The 19,627-nt window shown below is 68.5% G+C and carries 8 protein-coding genes and 1 pseudogene; 5 read left to right on the top strand and 4 right to left on the bottom strand.

Annotated features, from left to right (window positions below; genetic code table 11):
- The first annotated feature begins 117 nt into the window (after nt 1–117).
- Nucleotides 118–672 carry a hypothetical protein gene (locus ACIRGA_RS09800; protein WP_400938768.1) on the top strand — a complete coding sequence of 185 codons (555 nt, stop codon included), beginning with the start codon at nt 118–120 and terminating at the stop codon, nt 670–672.
- Nucleotides 673–839: 167 nt separating this feature from the next.
- On the opposite strand, the gene ACIRGA_RS09795 is transcribed toward ACIRGA_RS09800, so the two are convergent.
- The 4 genes and pseudogenes from ACIRGA_RS09795 to ACIRGA_RS09780 form a co-directional block, all read right to left on the bottom strand.
- Nucleotides 840–1,493, bottom strand: coding sequence for a TIGR03560 family F420-dependent LLM class oxidoreductase (locus tag ACIRGA_RS09795; RefSeq protein WP_400938765.1), 654 nt, complete (start codon nt 1,491–1,493; stop codon nt 840–842).
- Nucleotides 1,490–8,509 (bottom strand): SDR family NAD(P)-dependent oxidoreductase, encoded by a 7,020-nt coding sequence (locus ACIRGA_RS09790; protein WP_400938763.1) that lies wholly within the window; start codon nt 8,507–8,509, stop codon nt 1,490–1,492. Before ACIRGA_RS09790 ends, ACIRGA_RS09795 begins: the two co-directional genes overlap by 4 nt.
- Before the next feature lie 385 nt (nt 8,510–8,894).
- Entirely contained in the window at nt 8,895–9,776 is an 882-nt protein-coding gene (locus ACIRGA_RS09785) for an alpha/beta hydrolase (RefSeq protein WP_400938760.1), read from the bottom strand.
- Between the two features lie 21 nt (nt 9,777–9,797).
- Nucleotides 9,798–9,923, bottom strand: a pseudogene (locus ACIRGA_RS09780) (NAD(P)-binding domain-containing protein); the annotation flags it as partial.
- Between the two features lie 650 nt (nt 9,924–10,573).
- Here ACIRGA_RS09780 and ACIRGA_RS09775 point away from each other — a divergent pair.
- The 4 genes from ACIRGA_RS09775 to ACIRGA_RS09760 all read left to right on the top strand — a co-directional run bounded on the left by ACIRGA_RS09775 (nt 10,574) and on the right by ACIRGA_RS09760 (nt 19,514).
- On the top strand, nt 10,574–10,723 hold the full coding sequence (locus ACIRGA_RS09775) for a hypothetical protein (protein ID WP_400938758.1): 150 nt from the start codon (nt 10,574–10,576) through the stop codon (nt 10,721–10,723).
- Nucleotides 10,724–10,785: 62 nt separating this feature from the next.
- On the top strand, nt 10,786–10,926 hold the full coding sequence (locus tag ACIRGA_RS09770) for a hypothetical protein (protein ID WP_400938755.1): 141 nt from the start codon (nt 10,786–10,788) through the stop codon (nt 10,924–10,926).
- Nucleotides 10,927–11,070: 144 nt separating this feature from the next.
- The gene (locus ACIRGA_RS09765; RefSeq protein ID WP_400938753.1) at nt 11,071–18,027 is read left to right on the top strand and encodes an SDR family NAD(P)-dependent oxidoreductase; all 6,957 of its coding nucleotides are present in this window, start codon (nt 11,071–11,073) and stop codon (nt 18,025–18,027) included.
- Entirely contained in the window at nt 18,024–19,514 is a 1,491-nt protein-coding gene (locus tag ACIRGA_RS09760) for a flavin-containing monooxygenase (RefSeq protein WP_400938751.1), read from the top strand. Before ACIRGA_RS09765 ends, ACIRGA_RS09760 begins: the two co-directional genes overlap by 4 nt.
- Nucleotides 19,515–19,627: the final 113 nt, after the last annotated feature.

Raw genomic sequence — 19,627 nt, 5'->3', positions numbered from 1 at the left:
CTCGGGACAAGGCCTCACGCGTGTGACATGCCTGCCCGGTTCGAGAGGACTCCTGTGATCAGCGGATTGACCGGCTCGACGGTGAATACTCGGCAGCAGAGGCCGAGATGGCCCGCCGTGCTGCTGCCCGTGGCGATTTTCGGCTTCGCCGCCTGCGGCGCCACCCGACCGAATGAGCAGCCCCAGCAGGAAGCCAGCGGCGCAATCAGCCCGACCAGCCAGGCGCCTGCCATGACAAGCGGGCCTTCTCATCCCCGCAGCGCCACCGGCTCGGAAACTCCCGAGGCAGCCGTGGAATCGTGGGTCACCCAGATTCTAGGCGGGCACTACGCTGAAGCTTGTCTGGCAAGCGCACCTGTGGCTTCCCCCGGCGAGGATCCCGAAGCCCTGTGCAGCAGCCCCGATGTGCTCAAGACGGGGGAGTCCCTGCGCGAAGCTTGGGCCAAGCCGGGTGTCAAGTTGCCTCCGCAGGGAAAGGTCGACGTGACCGGCGTGACCGGCGAAGGTGACAAGGTCACCGTGCCGGACACGGCGATCACCCTCGACGGCCGCACGCTGCGCAGCCTCGCACTCATCGGCTCCAGCGGTGATACGACGTCGTTCAGCCTCACGCTCGATGTGCAGAAACTCGACGGAAGCTGGTATGTCGGCAACCTGAATTTGAACATCTGAACCTGCCGCACGCGCGCTCTCGACGACTGGGAATCAGTGGCCGCGAGTTCCTCCTCTGCTCTTGACGCCGCGACCTTTGGGCTCACAGGGGATCTCGCCGCCGCGTGGGACCACCTGGATCTCGGCGGGCCCCACGAACAACGTGCACGCAAGCATCAATCGGACAATCAGTCGTGCGGATGTGTCCGATGTGGACACTCGGGGGAGGTGACGATGTTGCAGGCGCTGCCGTACTGCGCGACGAGCCGCAGCGTCACCTTCTCGCCGTTACCCGCGATCATCAAGGGGATGTGCGGCCGCTGCACACCCTTCGGTTCGTTGATCGCGTCGTGGATCCGGTAGAACTCACCTTCGAACGTAGCCTGCTTTTCCTTCCACAAAGCCAAGATCACCTGGACTGCCTCACTAAGCCTGCGCGCCCGCTCACCGTTGGTGCCGAAGTGATACCCATATTGCACGTGGTCCTTCTCCAGCCAGCCCGCACCGATCCCGAAGGTCAACCGCCCGCCCGAAACGACGTCCAGGCTCGACGCCATTTTGGCCTGCAGGGCCGGATTACGGTATCCGTTCGCCGTGACCAGGTGGCCGATCCGCACGTTGAGGGTCTCTCGCGCCAGCGCGGTGATCATCGTCCAGGCTTCGAAGACCATGTCGAACGAAGGCTGCACCGTGGTCAGATGGTCGGGCGCGTACAAGGCGTGGAATCCGGCGTCATCGGCGACCGCGGCGATGTCGACGAGCCGGGTGAAGGCCTCGATCGGATCGTCGAAGCCGGCGAAGTCGCGGGCGAACCCCGAGGGCAGGAATATGCTGTACTTCATCGTGGTCCTTCCTGGAGGAACCGGCCGATCTCGAGCCACAGCTCGGCCCAGGCTTCGTCCTCGTGCCGGGTGTCGTGGTCGAGTCCCGGCACGGTGATCATCCGGGCAGGTGGCGCTTCCTTCTCCATTCGCTTCAGCAATTCGGCGGACTGCTCCCACGGAATGACCGTGTCGCCGTCGCCGTGGATGATGAGCAAGGGAGCCACGACATTTTCGAGTGCCATCAGCGGCAGCCGCCGAGGTGACGCGAAATACTCCGCGGGGTCAACCTCCGAACTCGATGGCAGTAACGAACTCTGCCGGTCCTGATCCGCCTTCGCGAACGCCGTTGGATCGTAGAAACCCATCAGTAGAGCGGCATGCCGCCACAGTCCAGGGGCCCGTTCCAGTGCCAGCAGCGAGGAATACGCACCGCGGCTGGTGCCCAGGATGTTGAGGCGCTCCGCGTCGATCTCGGGTAGTCCGGCGAGGTACCGCCCCGCCGCCACGACGTCGTCGACGTCCGCACCGCCGATTTCGGCCAGTGCCCGGTAGTCGTCACCGTGCCCTTTCGCGCCACGCTGATCCACGGTGAAGACCGCGAATCCGGCAGCGAGCAGCGGCGCGTGCTCGGTGATGTGCGCGTATTTGCCGTTTCGATTCAGTGCTCCTCCGTCACCGGACGCGCAGACCAGCACGGCGGGGTGTGGTGCCTCCCCGGCCGGAAGACTGAGGTGGCCGTAGATCGTCAGGCCGTCGTCTGCCGTGATCTCGTGGACAACGATGTTCTCGAGGAGCGCGGTCTCGTCCGGCTGTGCGCGGTCCAGTTCATCGACGAGCAACCCGACGAGCACATCGGCGCTCAAGCTGCGCTGGAGCCTGCCCGCGGGGACTGCGATACCGAGTTGCTTCTGCACCTGGACCCGCAGTTCGACCGCGGTCAGGGAATCGACGTCCACCGCCTGCTGCTCGCCGAGTTGCTGTTCGGTCAACCCGGTGATCTGTTCCATCAACGGGATGACGTAAGGCTGGAGCAGCGCGGCGCGCTCGGCCGGACTCGCCGACCGGAGGCGCTTGACGACCGACTCTTCGCCACCGTCGTCCTCGCCGCCATCCGCGATGTTCTCCGGCACCACCGTGCCGAACTTCGGCAGCGACGAGAGCTCGGGGTTGGCGCGCGCCCAGCGCGGCCAGTCGATGTCGGCGACCGAGGCCTCGCCAGGCCGGGTACGGAGCAACACGCCCAGCTCGGTGACAAGGCGCGAAGGCGGCATGGCCACCTGGCCGTTGCGCCGCAGGATGTTGCCGACGTGCCCGCCGCGGCTGACCGCGACACCCACCTCCGCGACCATGCCCCACCCGATGCTGAGCGCAGGCAGCCCCTGCGCGCGCCGATAGCGGGCGAGGCCGTTGAGGGCTTCGTTCGCGGTCGCGTAGGCACCCGCGCCCGCCGCACCGAGCTGTGCCGCGACCGACGAGAACAACACGAAGAAGTCGAGCTCGTCGGAGAGGGTCTCCTCGTGCAGGAACCAGGCACCGTCCGCCTTGGCCTTGGTGGCTTCGACGAGCCTGGCCCCGTTGGTGTTGGTGAGCACGACGTCGTCGAAATTGGCCGCGCCGTGCACGATCCCGCCGATCGGCGGCAGATGGCGGCGGAGCCGCGAGAGCAGGGAACGGACCTGGGAACGGTCGCTGACATCGGCCTTCTGGACCCGCACCCGGACGCCTCGTGCGGTCAGCTCCGCGATCTCCCGCGCCGCGGCGGAGGAAGTCACCCCTCGGCGGCCGACGAGGGCGAGATAACGGGCGCCGTTGTCGGCGAGCCAGCGGGCGACCGTGAGCCCGAGACCACCGAGCCCACCGGTAAGCAGATACGTGACGTCCGGCCGGATCGGCGAGCCGGGCAGGGAAGTGGCAGGCACGCGCACGGTCTGCCCCGTCATCCGGACGACGACCTTGCCGTGGTGTTCCGGGGTCGCCAGGATGCCGAACGCGTCGGCTGTCTCGCTCGCGACCAGTTCCGTCAGCGGCAAGGAGGCGATCGCGCCCCGCTCGGAGAGCTCCGCGGCCGCGCGCATGCACTCCCGGACGGCCTCCGGTCGCAGCGCCATCATCCGGTCGTAATCGAGCGAATGGAATGACGCGGCCCGCCGGGTCGCGGCCGCGCGAGCCGCGTGCTCGGTCGGAGTCGCGGGTTTGCGCAGCTCGACGAACCGCCCGAAGGTGTTCAGCACCCGCAGACTGTGGTGGATCATGTCCGCGGGCAACGCGTTGACGATGACATCGACGCCGTCGCCACCGGTCCACTCGAGGATGTCGTCCGCGAAGGACATGGACCTCGAATCCGCGACGCGGGTGAATCCTTCGCTGCGCAGGAAGTCCCGCCGCTGCTCGCTGCCCGCGGTGACGAAGACCTCCGCGCCGAGATGGGTCGCGAGGCGCGCCGCGGCCAGCCCGACACCGCCGGCCGCCGAGTGGACCAGAACGCGTTCACCTTCCTGGACCGCGGCCAGTCGCGTCAGTGCCAGGTGGGCGGTGGCCACGGGCAAGAGCGACGCCGCTTGCGCGATTGTCAGCCTGGACGGCTTATTCACCACACGGACGGCTTCGAGCGTGGTGTACGAGGCGAAGAGCTCCTTGCCGTGCGCGAAAACCTCGTCGCCGACATGCAGGTCCTTGACCCCGTCTCCAATGCCGACGACGGTGCCCGAGCACTCCACCCCGGGCATCTCCCCGGAGAAGCCGCCTTCTGCCGTCCACTGACCGGCGTGCTTGAGCACGTCTTCGAAAGTGATGCCGACGTGCGAGATCCTCAGTTCGACCTCGCCGGGGCCGGGTGGCCGCCGGATGGCCGCGACGAACCGCCGGTCACCCGCGGTGGTGCGGACCGGGGACAGCCGCACGGGTGTCTCGTCGGTGCCCACCTCGACGGAGTCGAGTTCGGAACCCTCTTCCGCCCGGACCATCTGCCGGACGTAGCGGCCGTGGACGCGGAGAGCGACTTCGTCGGCCATGTCGGAGGTGAGTTCGGTGAGCAGTGCGTCGAGCAATCCGTACTCCAGGCCACCCGGGGCCAGGTCGACCAGGCGGCAATGCAGTTCCGGCAGTTCGGCGGGGACGATCCGGCCGAAACCCCATACCGCGGCGCCGGACGGACTGGTCGTGGGATCGTCGGCGGACACGCTCTGCGCACCGGTGGTGACGAGGAACAGCCGGCCCGCGCCGCCGGACAACCCTTGTACGAGCCGGAGAGGCTCCGTCACCGGAGAACACAGCGGCGAAGTGATCGCCTGGGTCTCGTCGATGTAGATCACGCCGCGGCAGGCCGCGTCACCGGACGCGGCGGAAACCGCGGTCTCGACCCAGCCGCCGTCGGTCACCGTCGTGCGGACGACCTCGCCGCCGAGCGCGGAGAGACCATCCGCGAGCACGGTCGCGGTGGGCGACGAGCCCACGACGACCCAACGGCCCTGGCCGTCGGCGACCCGTTCGAGCGGTTGTGCCTCCCACGAGTGCCGGTAGACGAGCTTCGGCTCCTGCTGGACGGCCTCCGAAAGCCTGGTCGCCCGCAGACCGCGGATCTCCGCGACCACCTCTCCGCGGTCGGTCACCAGGGTCAGATCGCATTCGACCACTCCCGGCTTGGTGAACTTCTTGCCCCGGCCGTGCACCCACAACCGGCCTGCGGGAGACCGGAAGAACTGGAACGACTCGACATGCGTCGGCACGTAGGTGCCCAAATCCGTCTCTTCCCCGAACATGTGCGCGCCGACGACGACCGCCTGCAAAGCGCCGTCCAGACGTGCGGGGTGCAGCCTGTGTCCCGCTCGCTCGACGGTATCGAGCCTGAGTTCGGCGAAGATCTCTCGCGTCTCGGTCCGCCACCACACGCGATCCACGACCTGGAATGAGGGCCCGTAGTGCAACCCGGCCGCGGTGAGGCGCGAGTAGATCTCCTCGTGACAGAGGTTCGGGAGCCCGTCGACGAGCGCCTCCGGCGCCGCCGGGTGGGGCAACGGGCTCCGGGCGTTCGCCACGTGGGCACGGCGGAGCTCGGTGTGCAATGTCCAGGTCTCGTCGTCAGGGTTGGCTCGGCTGTGCATGGTGACGTGCCGCCGATCCGGGTCGTAGCCGACGCGCAACGTGGTGACCGACGAGGACGGCAGAACCAGTGGACGGTGGAAGACGACGTCCTCCAGTACACACGGGTCGTCCTCGGCGAAGGCGGCTAGCGCGGCGTCGAGGTACCCGCAGCCGGGAAAGACGATGGCCCCGGCCACCTTGTGGTCTTCGAGATAGGGGAAGGCGGAAGCGGACAGTTCCACGTCGTGGACCGGGGTGACGGCGGCGACGGCCCGTCCGGTCATCCGAAGTCCGTCGGCGCCCAAGCGCCTGCGGCGGGCCGCGGGCGATTCGACCCAGTGGCGGTCACGCTGCCAGGGATAGGTCGGCAGTGCCGGATGCGTCCGAGGGCCGGGCTGGACGCGCTGCCAATCGGGATCGGTGCCGACCTCGTAAAGTCCTCCCAGCGTCTCCAGGAGCTGTTCACGCTGCGGCCGGTCGCGGCGCAACGAGGCGAACCGGGCCGCGGCGTCCGACCGGTCGGCGAGGGCCTCGTCGATCGCCGAAGCCAGCACTGGGTGCGGCCCGACCTCCAGCACCGCGCCGATACCCTTGGTGAGGACCTTGCGGAACGCGTCGGCGAAGCTCACCGGCCGCCGGACGTTCTGCCACCAGTAGCCCGCGTCCAGCTCGGTCCCCTTGACCTGATCGCCCAGCACCGTGGAGAACAAGGGGATCTCTGCCGGGCGCGGGTCCACATTCGCCAGTGCTTCGAGCAGCGGTTCGCGAATCTCGTCCATTTGCGGGCTGTGATAGGCCACTTCGACCCGCAGCTCCTTCACCGAGGCCCCGGCCGCGGTCAGCGCGGCGGATACGGCCGCGACGGCCTGGTGGTCACCGGCGATCGTCGTCGCGTGTTTGCTGTTGATCGCCGCGATGGTCACCCCTGCGATCAGATGGGGTTCCACCTCGCCCGCCGGCAACGCGACCGCCGCCATCGCGCCGCGTCCGGCCAGCCGCGCCTGCAGGCTGGCCCGGTGGAAGCTCACCGTGAGCGCGTCTTCGAGGGAGTACACCCCCGCCGCGTAGGCCGCGGCCACCTCGCCCACGCTGTGGCCCACGATGGCTGCGGGCTGGATTCCCCAGTGCCGCCACAGAGCGGTGAGGCCGGCCTGGACGACGAAGTTGGCGACCTGCGCGTAGAGAGTCCTGGTCAGCCGCGACTCGGTCTCCGGTCGCCGTAACTCGTCCGTGATCGACAGGTCGTGGCGGGCGAGCAGGGCGTCGCAAGCGGTGACCACCTCCGCGAAGATCGGCTCCGTCTCGAGGAGTTCACGTCCCATCCCCCACCACTGGGGCCCCATTCCGGTGTAGACGAAGGCTATCGACGGGCGGGTGACCCTGGTCGGATCGATGCTGAGGCTTCGCAGCTTTTCGACGGCCTCGGACGAGTTCCCGGCGATCACGAACGTTCTCATCGAATGGTGGTCGCGGTTGCGAGACGCGGCACGGCACACCGTCCGGAACGCGGGGGCGTCCGGTCTCCCCAGCAGGTCCGCATAGGACTCGACAAGAGCGTTCAATGCCTGGGCACTTCGGGCGGAGAGCGGTAACAGCACCTGCCAGTCCTCGACGGCCGTCTCGTCGGTGTCTGCGGGAGCCTGCCATTGTTCGAGGATCGCGTGCGCGTTGGTTCCGCCGAAGCCGAATGAGTTGACGGCCGCGCGCCTCGGGTTCTCCCGCTCCGGAAAGCGAACTGTCTCGGTGGGCACCCGCATGGGCAGCTTGTCGAACGGGATCCGGGGATTCGGCTTCTCGAAGTGGAGGTTCGGCGGGATGACACCCTGTTGCAGGCACAAGGTCGCCTTGATCACGCCGGCCACCCCCGCGGCAGCCTCGGTGTGCCCGAAATTGGATTTGACCGAACCCATCCAGTGTGTCTCGGTGGATTCACCGAGGACTTCGCCGATCGCGGCGGCCTCGACCGGATCTCCTGCCGCGGTACCGGTGCCGTGCGCCTCGAAGTAGCCGATGGACGACGGCGCGACGTCGCCGGCCCGGCAGGCACGCTCGATCAGCGTGCGCTGGGCTTCCACCCTCGGCACGGTGATGCCGGGAGTATGGCCATCCTGGTTCACCGCGGTGCCCCGCACGATCGCGTGGACGCGATCTCCGTCCCGCAACGCCGCGGAAAGCGGCTTCAATACGAGGATTCCCGCGCCCTCGCCGCGCGCGTAGCCATTGGCCCGGTGGTCGAAGGACTTGCAGCGGGCGTCCGGTGACAGGAATTGTCCCTTGGACATGAGGACCGTGGTGGCCGGATTCACCATGACGTTCACCCCGCCCGCCACCGCGATGTCGCAGTCGCCGAGCGCGAGTGCGTTGCAGGCGTGGTGGAGCGCCACCAACGACGACGAGCACGCGGTGTCGAGAGTGAAGGACGGACCGCGCCAGTCGAATGCGTAGGACAGCCGGGCCGCGAGCATGGTCATGCTCACCCCTGTGGCGGTGGTCGAGCTGAGCAGATGCTGGTTCGAATCGGTCAACTGAAGCGTGGCCGCGTCGAAGGTGAACGCGCCGACATAGACCCCCACGTTCGCGGCGGCCGTCGAACTCGGCGGAATACCAGCGTTCTCCAACGATTCCCAGGTCACCTCGAGCAGCATCCGCTGTTGCGGATCCAGTGCGGCGGCCTCGCGCGGCGGCATTCCGAAGAACCCCGCGTCGAAGCTGTCGATCGGAGTGGTGACGAAGCCGCCTCGGCGGACGAACATCCGTCCGGGAGTCGAGCGGTCCGCGTCAAAGAAATCCTTTGTGCTCCAACGATCCTCGGGAATATCACCGATCGCGTCGATGCCCGATCCGATCAGTTCCCAGAAACTGTCCGGTCCGGAAATCCCGCCGGGGAACCGGCAGCCGATACCGACGATCGCGACCGGCTCCGAGGTCTTTCGTGACGATGCGGGATTGACCACAGGGCACCTCTTAGCACTCGACTCTGTTGCTCCGCGATGCTAGGGGCCGCTTACCGGCAGGTAACCTCAGTTACAGTCTTTTGGCCAATCTTCATACCCCGAAGCTCCAAGGTCGCACGGCGTCCCGGTTCACAATCGAGGGATAAGGCAGGGTGGCGAGCGGGTAGTGTTCGTGGGACAGGTGGGCGTTGTTCGGAGTGGGCATGAATGGCAAGTCGGGCAATGGGCCCGTAAGTCAAATGTGGCGTGTCAGTCTGCCGCGTAGCAGGCTTCTTCCTTGCCGAAGAATGCTTTCACGCGGTCGGGCTGTTCTGGCGACGGCGAGCTTCCTCCCATTGTCCGGACACCGCGCCCCGGCGAGCTCGAAGTGATCCGCCTGGCTGCCTCAGTGTGACCCGACGAATTCCACCAGGGCGGCGGCGAGGGCTTCGGGGGCCTCCTGCGCGACGAAATGCCCCACGCCCTCGATGTGGACGGCGGTGACCTCGCCCGCGGTCACCTGCCGGAAGGTCTGCGCGGTGAACGGCACGTTGACGCCGTCCACGGCGAGAACCGGGACGGCCAGCGGGTGGGCTTCGGCCAGGGCCTTGGTCGCGCCGCCATCGGTGAAGATCGACTGGTAGAGCCCCGCGGTGCCGGCCCACCCGTCCGGGCCCGCATAGGAGCGGGTGAACTCGTCGAAGTCGGCCTCGGTGACCGCGCCCTCGGTCCCGTTCATCAGTGGGTAGGCCCAGTCGGCGATCAGGCGCCGTTCGTTCCCGGACAGCAGCAGCTGGGGGATGCCGGGGGCGCCGAGAAAACCGACGTGCCAGGAGCCGCCGTTGTTGACGTCGGCGATCATCTCGAAGCCGTAGCCGCTAAGGGTGCTCTCGATGGCGGTCAGGCTGAGCACGTCACCGGGATGCTCGGCCGCCGCGCGGAAGACGACGCCACCGCTGATGTCCTGGCCGACCAAGTGCACTGGGCCGGCGCCGAGGTGGGCGATGAGGTGGTGCAGGTCCTCCGCCGAGGTGGCCGCCGAGAAGTCCTCGCCGTCGTGGCTCGAGTCGCCGAACCCGCGCAGGTCGACGGCGAAGACCCGGTGGTCGGCGGCCAGCAGCGGGATCAGGGCGCGAAAGGCCCACCAGGTCTCCGGCCAGCCGTGCACCAGAAGGATCGGCGGGCCGGAGGCGCCGGCCGCGACGTAGTGCAGCCGGGTGCCGTTGACCTCGGCCAAGTGGTGGGTGACGCCGGGAATGGTGGCGCCGACGGGTGTGATGACCGGCATGTCGCTCCTCATATGGACAACTTGGCTGTCGATAAAGCTGGATAGGTCCTGAAGGGTGTGCGGGCCACGCGAGTCGCTCCACACCACGTCATGCCCGGCGGCCACCGCCAGCCGCGCTACGGTGCTTCCGATGTTGCCACTGCCGATGAAGCCCGATCGTCGTCATGTCATCCGGAATCTAAGCGACCTCACCCGATTCCGACCTGCGGCCCACGGTGATGTGCGGCACATCGACGCCTGCTGCTCGAGCGCGGCCCGATCAGCATCGCTCTCGGTGTGCGGCTTGCCGCCGGGGGCGTGGTAGGGGCGCAGGTCCGCGAAGAATGTTTCACCAGCAGCGTGGTTGTCGCGCGCCGCGGCAGCGAGCATTCCGAAGGTATCTTTGCCGCCCTTGATCGTGACGCTGGTGGCCAGACACTGGCTCGTGTGCAGTATCGCGCCCGCACGGGCGGGTCCGTACGGTTGTCGAGAGTTTGCTGTGTGGGTCTCTCCCCAACAAGATGGGTGCGTTGCGGCCTGGTGAGATCCAGGGCGTCGGGATCGGTCAACCGGCGCTCGTCCCGGTTGGCGGACGGGATCGAGACCAGTATCTGCTCTCCGCGGCGAATAACGGTCGAGCCGATGGTGACGTCGGTGAGGGCTGTCCGAATGTCACCGTGGTGCGGGATCGAGACCTATCGGACCAGTTCCTCGACCCCGCGGGAAACGATCCGCGGATCGTTCCGCAGCAGCCGCAGCTGTTCGGGATGGCGCAGTAACGCCAGTGTGCCGATGCCCAGCATGTTCGCGGTGGTCTCATGGCCAGCGACGACAAGCAGGTTTCCGATCCCGATCAGTTCCTCGTCGGTGACCGCGTCGCCATACTCGCGAATGACCCGGCCGAGGATGTTGTCCCCTGGCCGGCGCCGGCTGACTTTGACCAGTTCTCGACCGCGAACGCGCGCTGAAGATCGTGCACCCGGTAGCGGGGTGCGCCGGTGGCACGCGGGGCGGGCTGGACCATGTTGCGATGCCGCAGGTCTTCCAGCGCACGAGACGTCACTTCGGGCTCTCCGTCGTCGGCGAGCGCCGCCGCCGGGGCGCCGAACATGGGGCGGCGCGGCTTCCCGAGCGCGTCCTCATTGTCCGCAGTCCGCCCACCACTTCGTAAGAGAACATCTGGCTGGGTCACGGGCCTGCCTCTTCGCGCACAGTCGGCAGCAGATTCGACACGGTCTGTTCTCGTCATCGGCTTTGGCGGGCCAGAATTGCGCTTGCTTGGAAAGCGCGGGAGTTCAGTCTGGGAGGCGCATTGATGGCGACAGGGGTTGCGGAATGGACCGGCACGCCGGTCGCTATCGTCGGGATAGCCTGCCGTTTTCCGGGCGGGATCGAGGATATGCCGAGTTTCTGGGAGCTGATCGCGTCCGGGACCGACGCGATCGGTGATATCCCGGCCGGCCGGTGGCGGATTGATGACCACTACGACGCGGATCCGGCTGCGCCGGGCCGGATGTACGTGCGGCAGGGTGGATTCCTGCGGAATCCGGTCGACGAATTCGACGCGGGCTTCTTCGGGATGTCGCCACGCGAGGCGGCCGCGCTGGATCCGCAGCAGCGGCTGCTGCTGGAGGTCACCTGGGAATCGCTGGAGAACGCCGGAATCCCGCCGAAGTCGACCGTGGCCGGCAACGTCGGCGTCTACGTCGGTGGGTTCACCTTCGACGCGGCGACGCTGCAGCTCACCGACTCGAACCGGCATCTCGTCGGCTCGGCCACGCCCACCGGCGTGAGCATGACGATGCTGGCCGCGCGATTGTCGTATGCGTTCGACTGGCGCGGCCCGGCGTTGACTCTCGACACGGCGTGCTCGTCGTCGCTCGTCGCGCTGCACCACGCGGTGGGCGCGCTCGCCCGCGGGGACTGCGACCTCGCGGTGGCCGCCGGGGTGAACGTGATGGTCAATCCGGTCACCACGGTTCTGATGTCCAAAGGGCAATTCCTTTCGTCGGATGCCCGATGCAAGTCGTTCGACCACCGGGCCAATGGCTACGCCCGTGGCGAGGGCGCGGGTGTCCTTCTTCTGAAGCCGTTGCCCGCGGCGGTGCGTGACGGTGACCGCATCCACGCGGTCGTGCGTGGCACGGCGGTGAACCAGGATGGCCGCACGCCGGGGATCACGGTGCCCAGTGTGGATGCCCAGCGCGCGCTGATCGAGCGGGCCTGCCAAGCCGGGGACGTCGAGCCCGCGTCCGTCGGGTACTTCGAAGCCCACGGCACCGGTACCGCGGTGGGTGATCCGATCGAGGCCACCGCGATCGGTGAGGTCCTGGGTGATTCGTCGCGTACGCACTGGATCGGATCGGTCAAATCGAACTTCGGGCACACAGAGGCGGCGGCGGGTATCGCCGGGGTGATCAAGGCGGTGCTGTGCCTCGGCAAGGGGCTGATCCCGCCCAACCTGCATTTCGAACGGCCTAATCCGAAGATCCCGTTCGACCGGCTTCCGCTGAGGGTGCCGACGGAGATGATGCCGTTCCCGGAGTCAGCGGGCCCGCGCCGGGCCGGGGTGAACTCGTTCGGCTTCGGCGGGACGAACGCACACGCCATCCTGGAGCAGTGGACGGGATCCGAGCCGGTCGCGGTGACCGAGGAGGAGGCCGGGCCGGTTCTCGTGCCGCTGTCGGCGCGAAGCCCGGAAGCCTTGCGTGCGTTGGTGGATTCCTACGCGACGGCGCTGGAAAGTCCGGGAAGCCCTTCCCTGTGGCGGGTTGCCAGGGCGGCATCGCGGCAGCGTGAGCACCATCCACTGCGGACGTTCGTGGTGGCCGGGGACGCGGCGGAGGCGGCAGCCAAGCTACGGGAACTGACCGTTGAGCCGAGGCGGACGACGCGGCCGGGAAATGCCTTCGTGTACACCGGAATGGGCCCGCAGTGGTGGGGTATGGGCCGTGAGCTCCTGGCGACGGAGCGGCGTTTCGCCGAGGTTGTCACGGCTTGCGACAAGGTGCTGGCGAAATTCGGGGTGTGCGTCGCGGACGAGCTCGACCGCGACGAAGCCGAGTCACGGCTGACCGAAACTCTGTACGCGCAGGTCGCGAATTTCGTGGTGCAGGCCGGGCTCACCGCGTTGTGGCGGGAGTGGGGAATCGAGCCGGACTTCGTCGTGGGCCACAGTGTCGGCGAGGTCGCTGCCGCTTATGCGGCGGGCGTGTACACGCTCGAAGACGCCCTCACCATCAGCTTCCACCGTGCGAACCTTCAGTCACGCCTTGCCGGCCGCGGCGCGATGGCGGCCGTGGACCTGCCCGCGGACGAGGTTGCCGCGTATCTGCGGGATGGCGTCGCGGTCGCCGCGGTCAACAGCACGTACGCGACAACGCTCGCCGGCGACCACGACGCCTTGGCAGCGGTGAGCCGGGAGCTGACAGACGCGGGAGCATCGGTGAAACCGCTCCGCGTCGAGGTGGCGTACCACAGCCACCAGATGGAGGAGATCCGCGAACCGCTGCTCGCCGCGTTGCGGGAGATTCGCCCGCGCCGCGCGGAAGTCCCGCTTTTCTCGACGGTGACCGGTGACCAGGTCGAGGGCCCGGAACTCGATGCGGGTCACTGGTGGCGCAACGTCCGCGAGCCGGTCCTGTTCGCCGACGCGTTCCGGCGCGTGCTCACCCGGGCTCCCGGTGCCGTGCTGGAGATCGGGCCGCATCCGGTGCTCGCGTCCGCGATCGACGAGGCGCTGGCCGACCGGTCCGACGACATCATTCGCCTGGCGTCGTTGCGCCGCGGCGAACAACAGCGCGAGTACTTGCTCACCGCGCTCGGTCAGCGGTATGCCGCCGGCGCCGATCCGGCATGGGACCGGGTGCATCCGGGGCCGCGTGAGCACCTCGATCTGCCGCGGTATCCGTGGCAGCGGGAACGGCACTGGCTGGAATCGGTGGCGTCGCGGCAAAAGCGGCTGGGCACCACCGACCTTTTGCTCGGCGGACAGCCGGTCGCCGGGGTCACGCCGGTCCACGACATCGAGCTGTCGACCTCGGCGCTGTCCTACCTCGATGATCACCGGATCGGCGAGTCCGTGGTGTTCCCCGGCTCCGGTTATCTGGAAGCCGCGCTGGCCGCCTTCCCGGACGACGAGCCGTGTCTGCTCGAAGACGTCGTGTTCCACCGGCCGCTCGTGCTGGCGCCCTCGTCGATCCCGACGCTGCGTGCAGGATTCGACCCGGCACGTCAGCTGCTCACGCTGCACAGCCGCACCCAGCCCGACGATCCTGTGTGGACGTTGCACGCCGAGCTGCGCCGCGGCCACTTCGCCAAGGCGCGGCTGCCGGAACGTCGTACCGGAATACTCGCGGGCCTGGCTGAAGGACTGCCGGAGCTCGGGCATGAAGAGGTGTATGCACGCCTCGGCGGTACCGGGCTGAACTACGGTCCGGCGTTTCGTGCCGTAGAGCGGCTGTGGTGGCGGCAGGAGAGCCGTGAGGTGTTCGCCGAACTGCGGCTGGACACCGCCGAGCAGACGGGCCACCGGCTGCACCCCGTGGTGCTCGACGCGGCGCTACAGGCGGTGATCGCCGGTGCGCTGATGCTCGGCGATGGCGTGGAATCCGGCACCTATGTGCCGGCCAGGATCGATGCGCTGTGGTTCTTCCGCTGCCCGGCCACCCGGCTGTGGGTGCACGGCCGGGGACGGACCGCCGCGGGGCCTGGCCGGATCGAGTGCGATCTGTCCCTGGTGACCGACGACGGTGAAGTCGTCGCCGAGGTGAGGGGGCTGCAAGCCAGGCGGCTCGCGGAAGCGGCGGACGAGCCGTCGGCGCTGGTCTACGGGCACGTGTGGCAGCCGGAACCGCTACCGGAGGCGTCCGAGCGGCAGCTGGACGGCCGGTGGATCGTCATCGGAGCGTCGGCCGCGGCAGCCGGGCTCGTCCGGGACCTCGCCGCAGCCGGGGCAGGCGTCCTCGCCGTGGATCCGGCCGGTGACGACTGGCTCGATCGGGTGCTCGCGGCGGCTTCGGCCTGCCGCGGCGTGGTTTACGTGGACAGCTTCGACGCCGAGGCCGCGTGCGCACCGATCGCCGCACCGTTGCGGCTCGTGCAGGAACTGCCTGCCGTGCCGTTGTTCCTCGTGACCACGGGTGCACAAGGCGTCTCCACAGTGAACCCGCCGGCGGCTTCGTTGTGGGGCTTCGGCCGCGTCGTCGCCGCGGAACGGCCGGAGCTGCGATGCCGGTTGGTGGATCTCGCACCGGGTATGTCCGGGGAGGCGCTGCTTGCCGAAATCCTGCACGACGGAGGCGACGAGGTCTCGCTCCACCCCGACGGCCGGTATGTGCGGCGGTTGAAACCGGCCGAGGACGGCTCGGAACTCGACCACCTCCGCACCAGCACCGACGTCACGCCGGTGCGGCTGGAGTCGTCCGGTGGTGAACTCGGTTTCCTCGCCACCACCCGCCGGCCGCCCGGTCCCGGCGAGGTCGAGCTCCAGGTGTCCCATGTGGGACTCAATTTCAAGGATGTCCTCAAGCACACCGGGCTGATCTCGTCTTACGCGATCGAAGGCAGCCATTCCGGCGAGTCGCTCGGACTCGAATGCGCGGGAACGGTCGTGGCGGTGGGCGACGGCGTGACCGATCTCGAAATCGGAGATGAAGTGTTCGCGCACAGCCGGGACCTGTTCGTCTCGTACGTGACGCTCGACGCGGTACGCGTGGTCAAGAAACCCGCAGCGTTGTCCGCCGCCGAGGCCGCGTCGCTGCTGCCCGTGGTCACCGCGCACCTGTCGCTCGTCCGGCTCGCGGACCTCCGTGACGGGGAGCGGGTGCTCATCCATTCCGCCGCTGGGGGCGTCGGGCTGATGGCGGCGCGGATCGCGAAGTGGCTCGGCGCGGAGGTATTCGTCACCGCGGGCAGTGCACAGCGGCGCGATTTCCTGCGACAGGAGGGCTTTGCGCACGTCGCCGATTCACGGTCGTCGTCGTTCGCGGACGACATCCTGGACTGGACCGGTGGCGCCGGCGTCGATGTGGTGCTGAACTCGTTGCCCGGCAGCATGATCGACCACAGCCTCCGTGCGCTGAGCACCTTCGGGAGGTTCGTCGAGCTGGGCAAACCGGGAGACGTCGCGGACCACGCGGTGCGGCTTGCCTCGACCCGGCGGGCGCTGTCGTTCCACTCCTTCGACTACGACCAGATGATGGCCCTGCGCCCTGGCGACGTCCGGGATTGCATGCGGGCGGTCGCGGAACTCTGCGAGCAGAAGGTGATCGCGCCGTTGCCGGTCGCCGAGTGGCCGGCGAAGGACGCCGCCGAGGCCTTCCGGGCCATGGCGAGCCCCGAACACCGAGGGAAGATCGTGCTGCGCATGGCCGATGAGGAGGTGCTGGTGCCGGCGGCGTCGATGCCCCAGGCGCCGGTCCGGCCGGATCGGACGTACATCATCACCGGTGGTCTCGGTGGCCTCGGCCGGACGGTGGCGCGCTGGCTCGCCGAACAAGGCGCGCGGCACCTCGTGCTCGTCGGCCGCGGCGGGGCCACCACGGACGTCGCCGGTCGGCTGGTGACGGACTTGACCGCCGAAGGCGTCGAGGTGCGGGTCGAGAAGGCCGATATCGGTGACCACGCGCAGGTGCGGGCACTCGTCGCGGCCGTCCGCGCCCAGCTGCCCCCGCTCGCCGGTGTCGTGCATGCCGCGGCCGATTTCGACGACGTCGTGCTCGCCGACGCCGACGCTGACCGGCTGCTCACGGCAACCCGGCCGAAGGCGGAAGGCGCTTGGCATCTGCACCGCGAAACTCTCGGCGACAGTCTCGACTTCTTCGTGCTGTTTTCATCGGTCGCGGCGCAACTGGGCGCGGTCGGCGCGGGCGCGTACGCCACAGCCAACGAGTTCCTCAACGGCCTCGCCCGCTACCGGCGCGCGCAGGGGCTTCCCGCGACCAGCGTCGGCTGGGGAATGATCGACGAGGTCGGAGTCGCGGTGAGCCGTGACGGCTACGTCGGGGATGTCCTTCGCCGCACCGGTCATCGTGGTATTTCCCCTGCACGGTTGGTCGCCGAGCTGGGAGCGTTGCTGCACACGCGGCCTGCGGAGGTGTCGGTCGCCGACATCGATTGGCCGCGGTGGGCGCGTGCGAATCCGCAGCTCGCGGCGTTGCCGACGGTTGCGACCCTGGTCCCGGCGGGCGCCGCGGACAGCGGGGACGAGTCCGTGGGGAGGCGGCTGCGGGAGGCCGGCCCTGACGGCCGCGCGTCGATGCTGCCCGCGCTCGTCATGCCGTTGTTGCAGCGGACCACGGGCCTCACCGAACAGCAGCTCGGCGAAGAGCAGGCGGTCGACGTCGACTCGCTCACCGCGGTCGAGCTACGGGTGCTGCTGCAGAGGCATCTCGGGGTCGCGGTGCCCGCGGTGCGGTTGCAGCGCGGCCTCAGCGTGGGTGTGCTCGCCGAGCTTCTCGTCGACGAGCTGGACCGTACACGGCCCGAAACGGCCGCTGTGCCGCACGAGATCACCTCGGCCGATGGGCTGGTGATCTACGGCCACCTGAGCGTTCCCCCGGACCCCGGACCGCATCCGGCCGTCGTGGTGTGCACGGCGGGCGAAGGCGGAGCGTTGAACGCCGACGGTGACTACGCGCACCTCAGCGAGCACGCGCCACTGCTCGCCGCCGGGTTCGCGGTCTTCACCGTCGACCAGCGCGGCGCGCCAGGGCACGGTCCCGATTTCACCGCCAGGGCCGAAATGGGCGGCGGAGACGTCGACGACGTCGTCGCGGCTACGCGGTACCTCGCCGACCTGCCCGAGATCGACGGCACCCGGATCAGCATCGTGGGCACCAGCCGCGGTGCCTATACCGCGTTGCTGGCGTTGGAACGCCGTCCCGATCTGTGGCGGCACGCGGCACTGCTGATGGGCCTGTACGACCCGGCAGTGCTGGTCGCGGCCGAGCAAGCCCAGCCCGGCACTCTGCTCCCGCCGGGTTCAGGGTTCAGCTCGGCCGACGTCGAACGCTACTTCGGCGCACCGGAACGGCAGCCGCTCGCCGGCGTCGGCACGCTCGGCGCACCGCTGCTGATCGTGCACGGCGACGCGGACTCCGTCGTGCCCCTCGCACAGTCGGAAGAACTCGCCGCCAGGGTACGGGAGGCGGAGCTGCCCGCGGAAATGATCACCGTGCCCGGGTTGGCACACGACAGCGAACACGAAGATCGGGTGTGGACCGGATTGTGGCCCGAGATCGGCCAGTTCCTCAGGGAAGGTACGCGATGACGACTCGGACGGAAGCACTGATCATCGGCGCCGGGCTGTCCGGGATCGGTCAGGCTGTGGCACTCGCGCGAGCCGGGATCGATTTCGTGGTACTGGAGAAGGCGCCGGATCTCGGCGGCACCTGGCAGTCCAACACGTATCCAGGTGCGGCCTGCGACGTCGAAGCGCACCTGTATTCGTACTCGCACACCAAGAATCCTTTCTGGCGCTCGACTTACGCCGGTCAGGAGGAAATCCTCGGGTACCTTCGCGGTGTCGCGGTGCGGCACGGGCTGCTGCCGCGGATCCGCTTCGGCATCCGGGCGGTGAGCGCGCGCTGGGACGAGGGCGCGGCGGAGTGGACCGTCGAGACCGCGGACGGCACCACCTACGTCAGCCGGTTCCTCGTACTCGGGGTCGGTGGCCTGCACATGCCCCGGATTCCGGAGTTGCCTGGCGCGGCGACGTTCCGGGGCAGCACCTGGCATACCTCGTGCTGGAACAACGACGTCGACCTGGCGGGCAAGCACGTGACGCTCGTCGGCGTGGGCGCCTCCGGGGTCCAGGTCGTGCCGCACCTGGCCGAACGTGCCGCGTCGCTGACGATCTTCCAGCGCACCCCGCCGTGGGTGCTGCCGAAGGCGGATGCGGCGATCCCGGCCTGGCGGCAACGGCTTTTCGCGTGGCTCCCGGCCGCGCAGTCCCTGCACCGGCTGGGGATCTACCTGCAACGGGAGAAACGCGGCTTCGGCTTCCATACCCGGCCGGACCTGCTACGCGTCGCCGAGCCGATCGTGCGGCGGCGAATCGCCGAGCAGATCGCGGACCCGTCGCTGCGCGCACTCGTGACGCCGGATTATCCCCTTGGCTGCAAGCGAGTCCTGTTCTCCACCGACTACTACGCGACGCTGAACCGGCCGGACGTCCACGTCGTGTCCGGCAGCCCGGCCGAGGTACGCCAGGACAGGATCGTCGACGAGGCCGGCGGGGAACACCAAACCGATATTCTCGTCTACGCCACAGGATTCGACCTCACCGGCTCGTTCGACCGGATCGAGATCGCCGGCATCGGCGGCCGATCGCTGAAGGAGGCATGGAGGGGCGGCATACACGGCTACCACGGGCTCGCGGTGCCGGACTTCCCGAACATGTTCATGGTCGGGGGGCCCAACGGGTTCGCGCCGTACACGAGCGTCGTGCCGAACATCGAGGCACAGGCCCGCTACGTGGTTCAAGCCATCCGCACGACGCGGTCGACCGGCGCTCGAGCTCTGACAGTGCGCCACGACGCGACCGCCCGCTTCCTGGCCGAGATGCGGACACGTTTCGCCCGGACGATCTGGGCGCCCGACAAGTGCCGCAATTGGTACCAGAGCGACTCGCCGGGCGGAACGGTCCTCTGGCCGAGCTCGACCCTGCACTATCGCCTGCGCCTGCGCACCCTCTGCAGGGATGACTACAGATTCCTGCACGCACAGGAATCTGTCGGCACGTTCCGTGACACCTGACCCGTGCTACAACGAGTCGACAGCGACTAATGTCTCGCCCCGTTGCGGCTGGGCGCTACCGGTGGCCGTATCCCACGCCATCGCCACCGCGGCGGCCTGCTCCCGCCGCCGGC

The organism is Amycolatopsis sp. NPDC102389 (assembly GCF_044765885.1).
Lineage (GTDB): Bacteria > Actinomycetota > Actinomycetes > Mycobacteriales > Pseudonocardiaceae > Amycolatopsis.
This window is presented reverse-complemented; position numbering and strand designations above follow the sequence as displayed.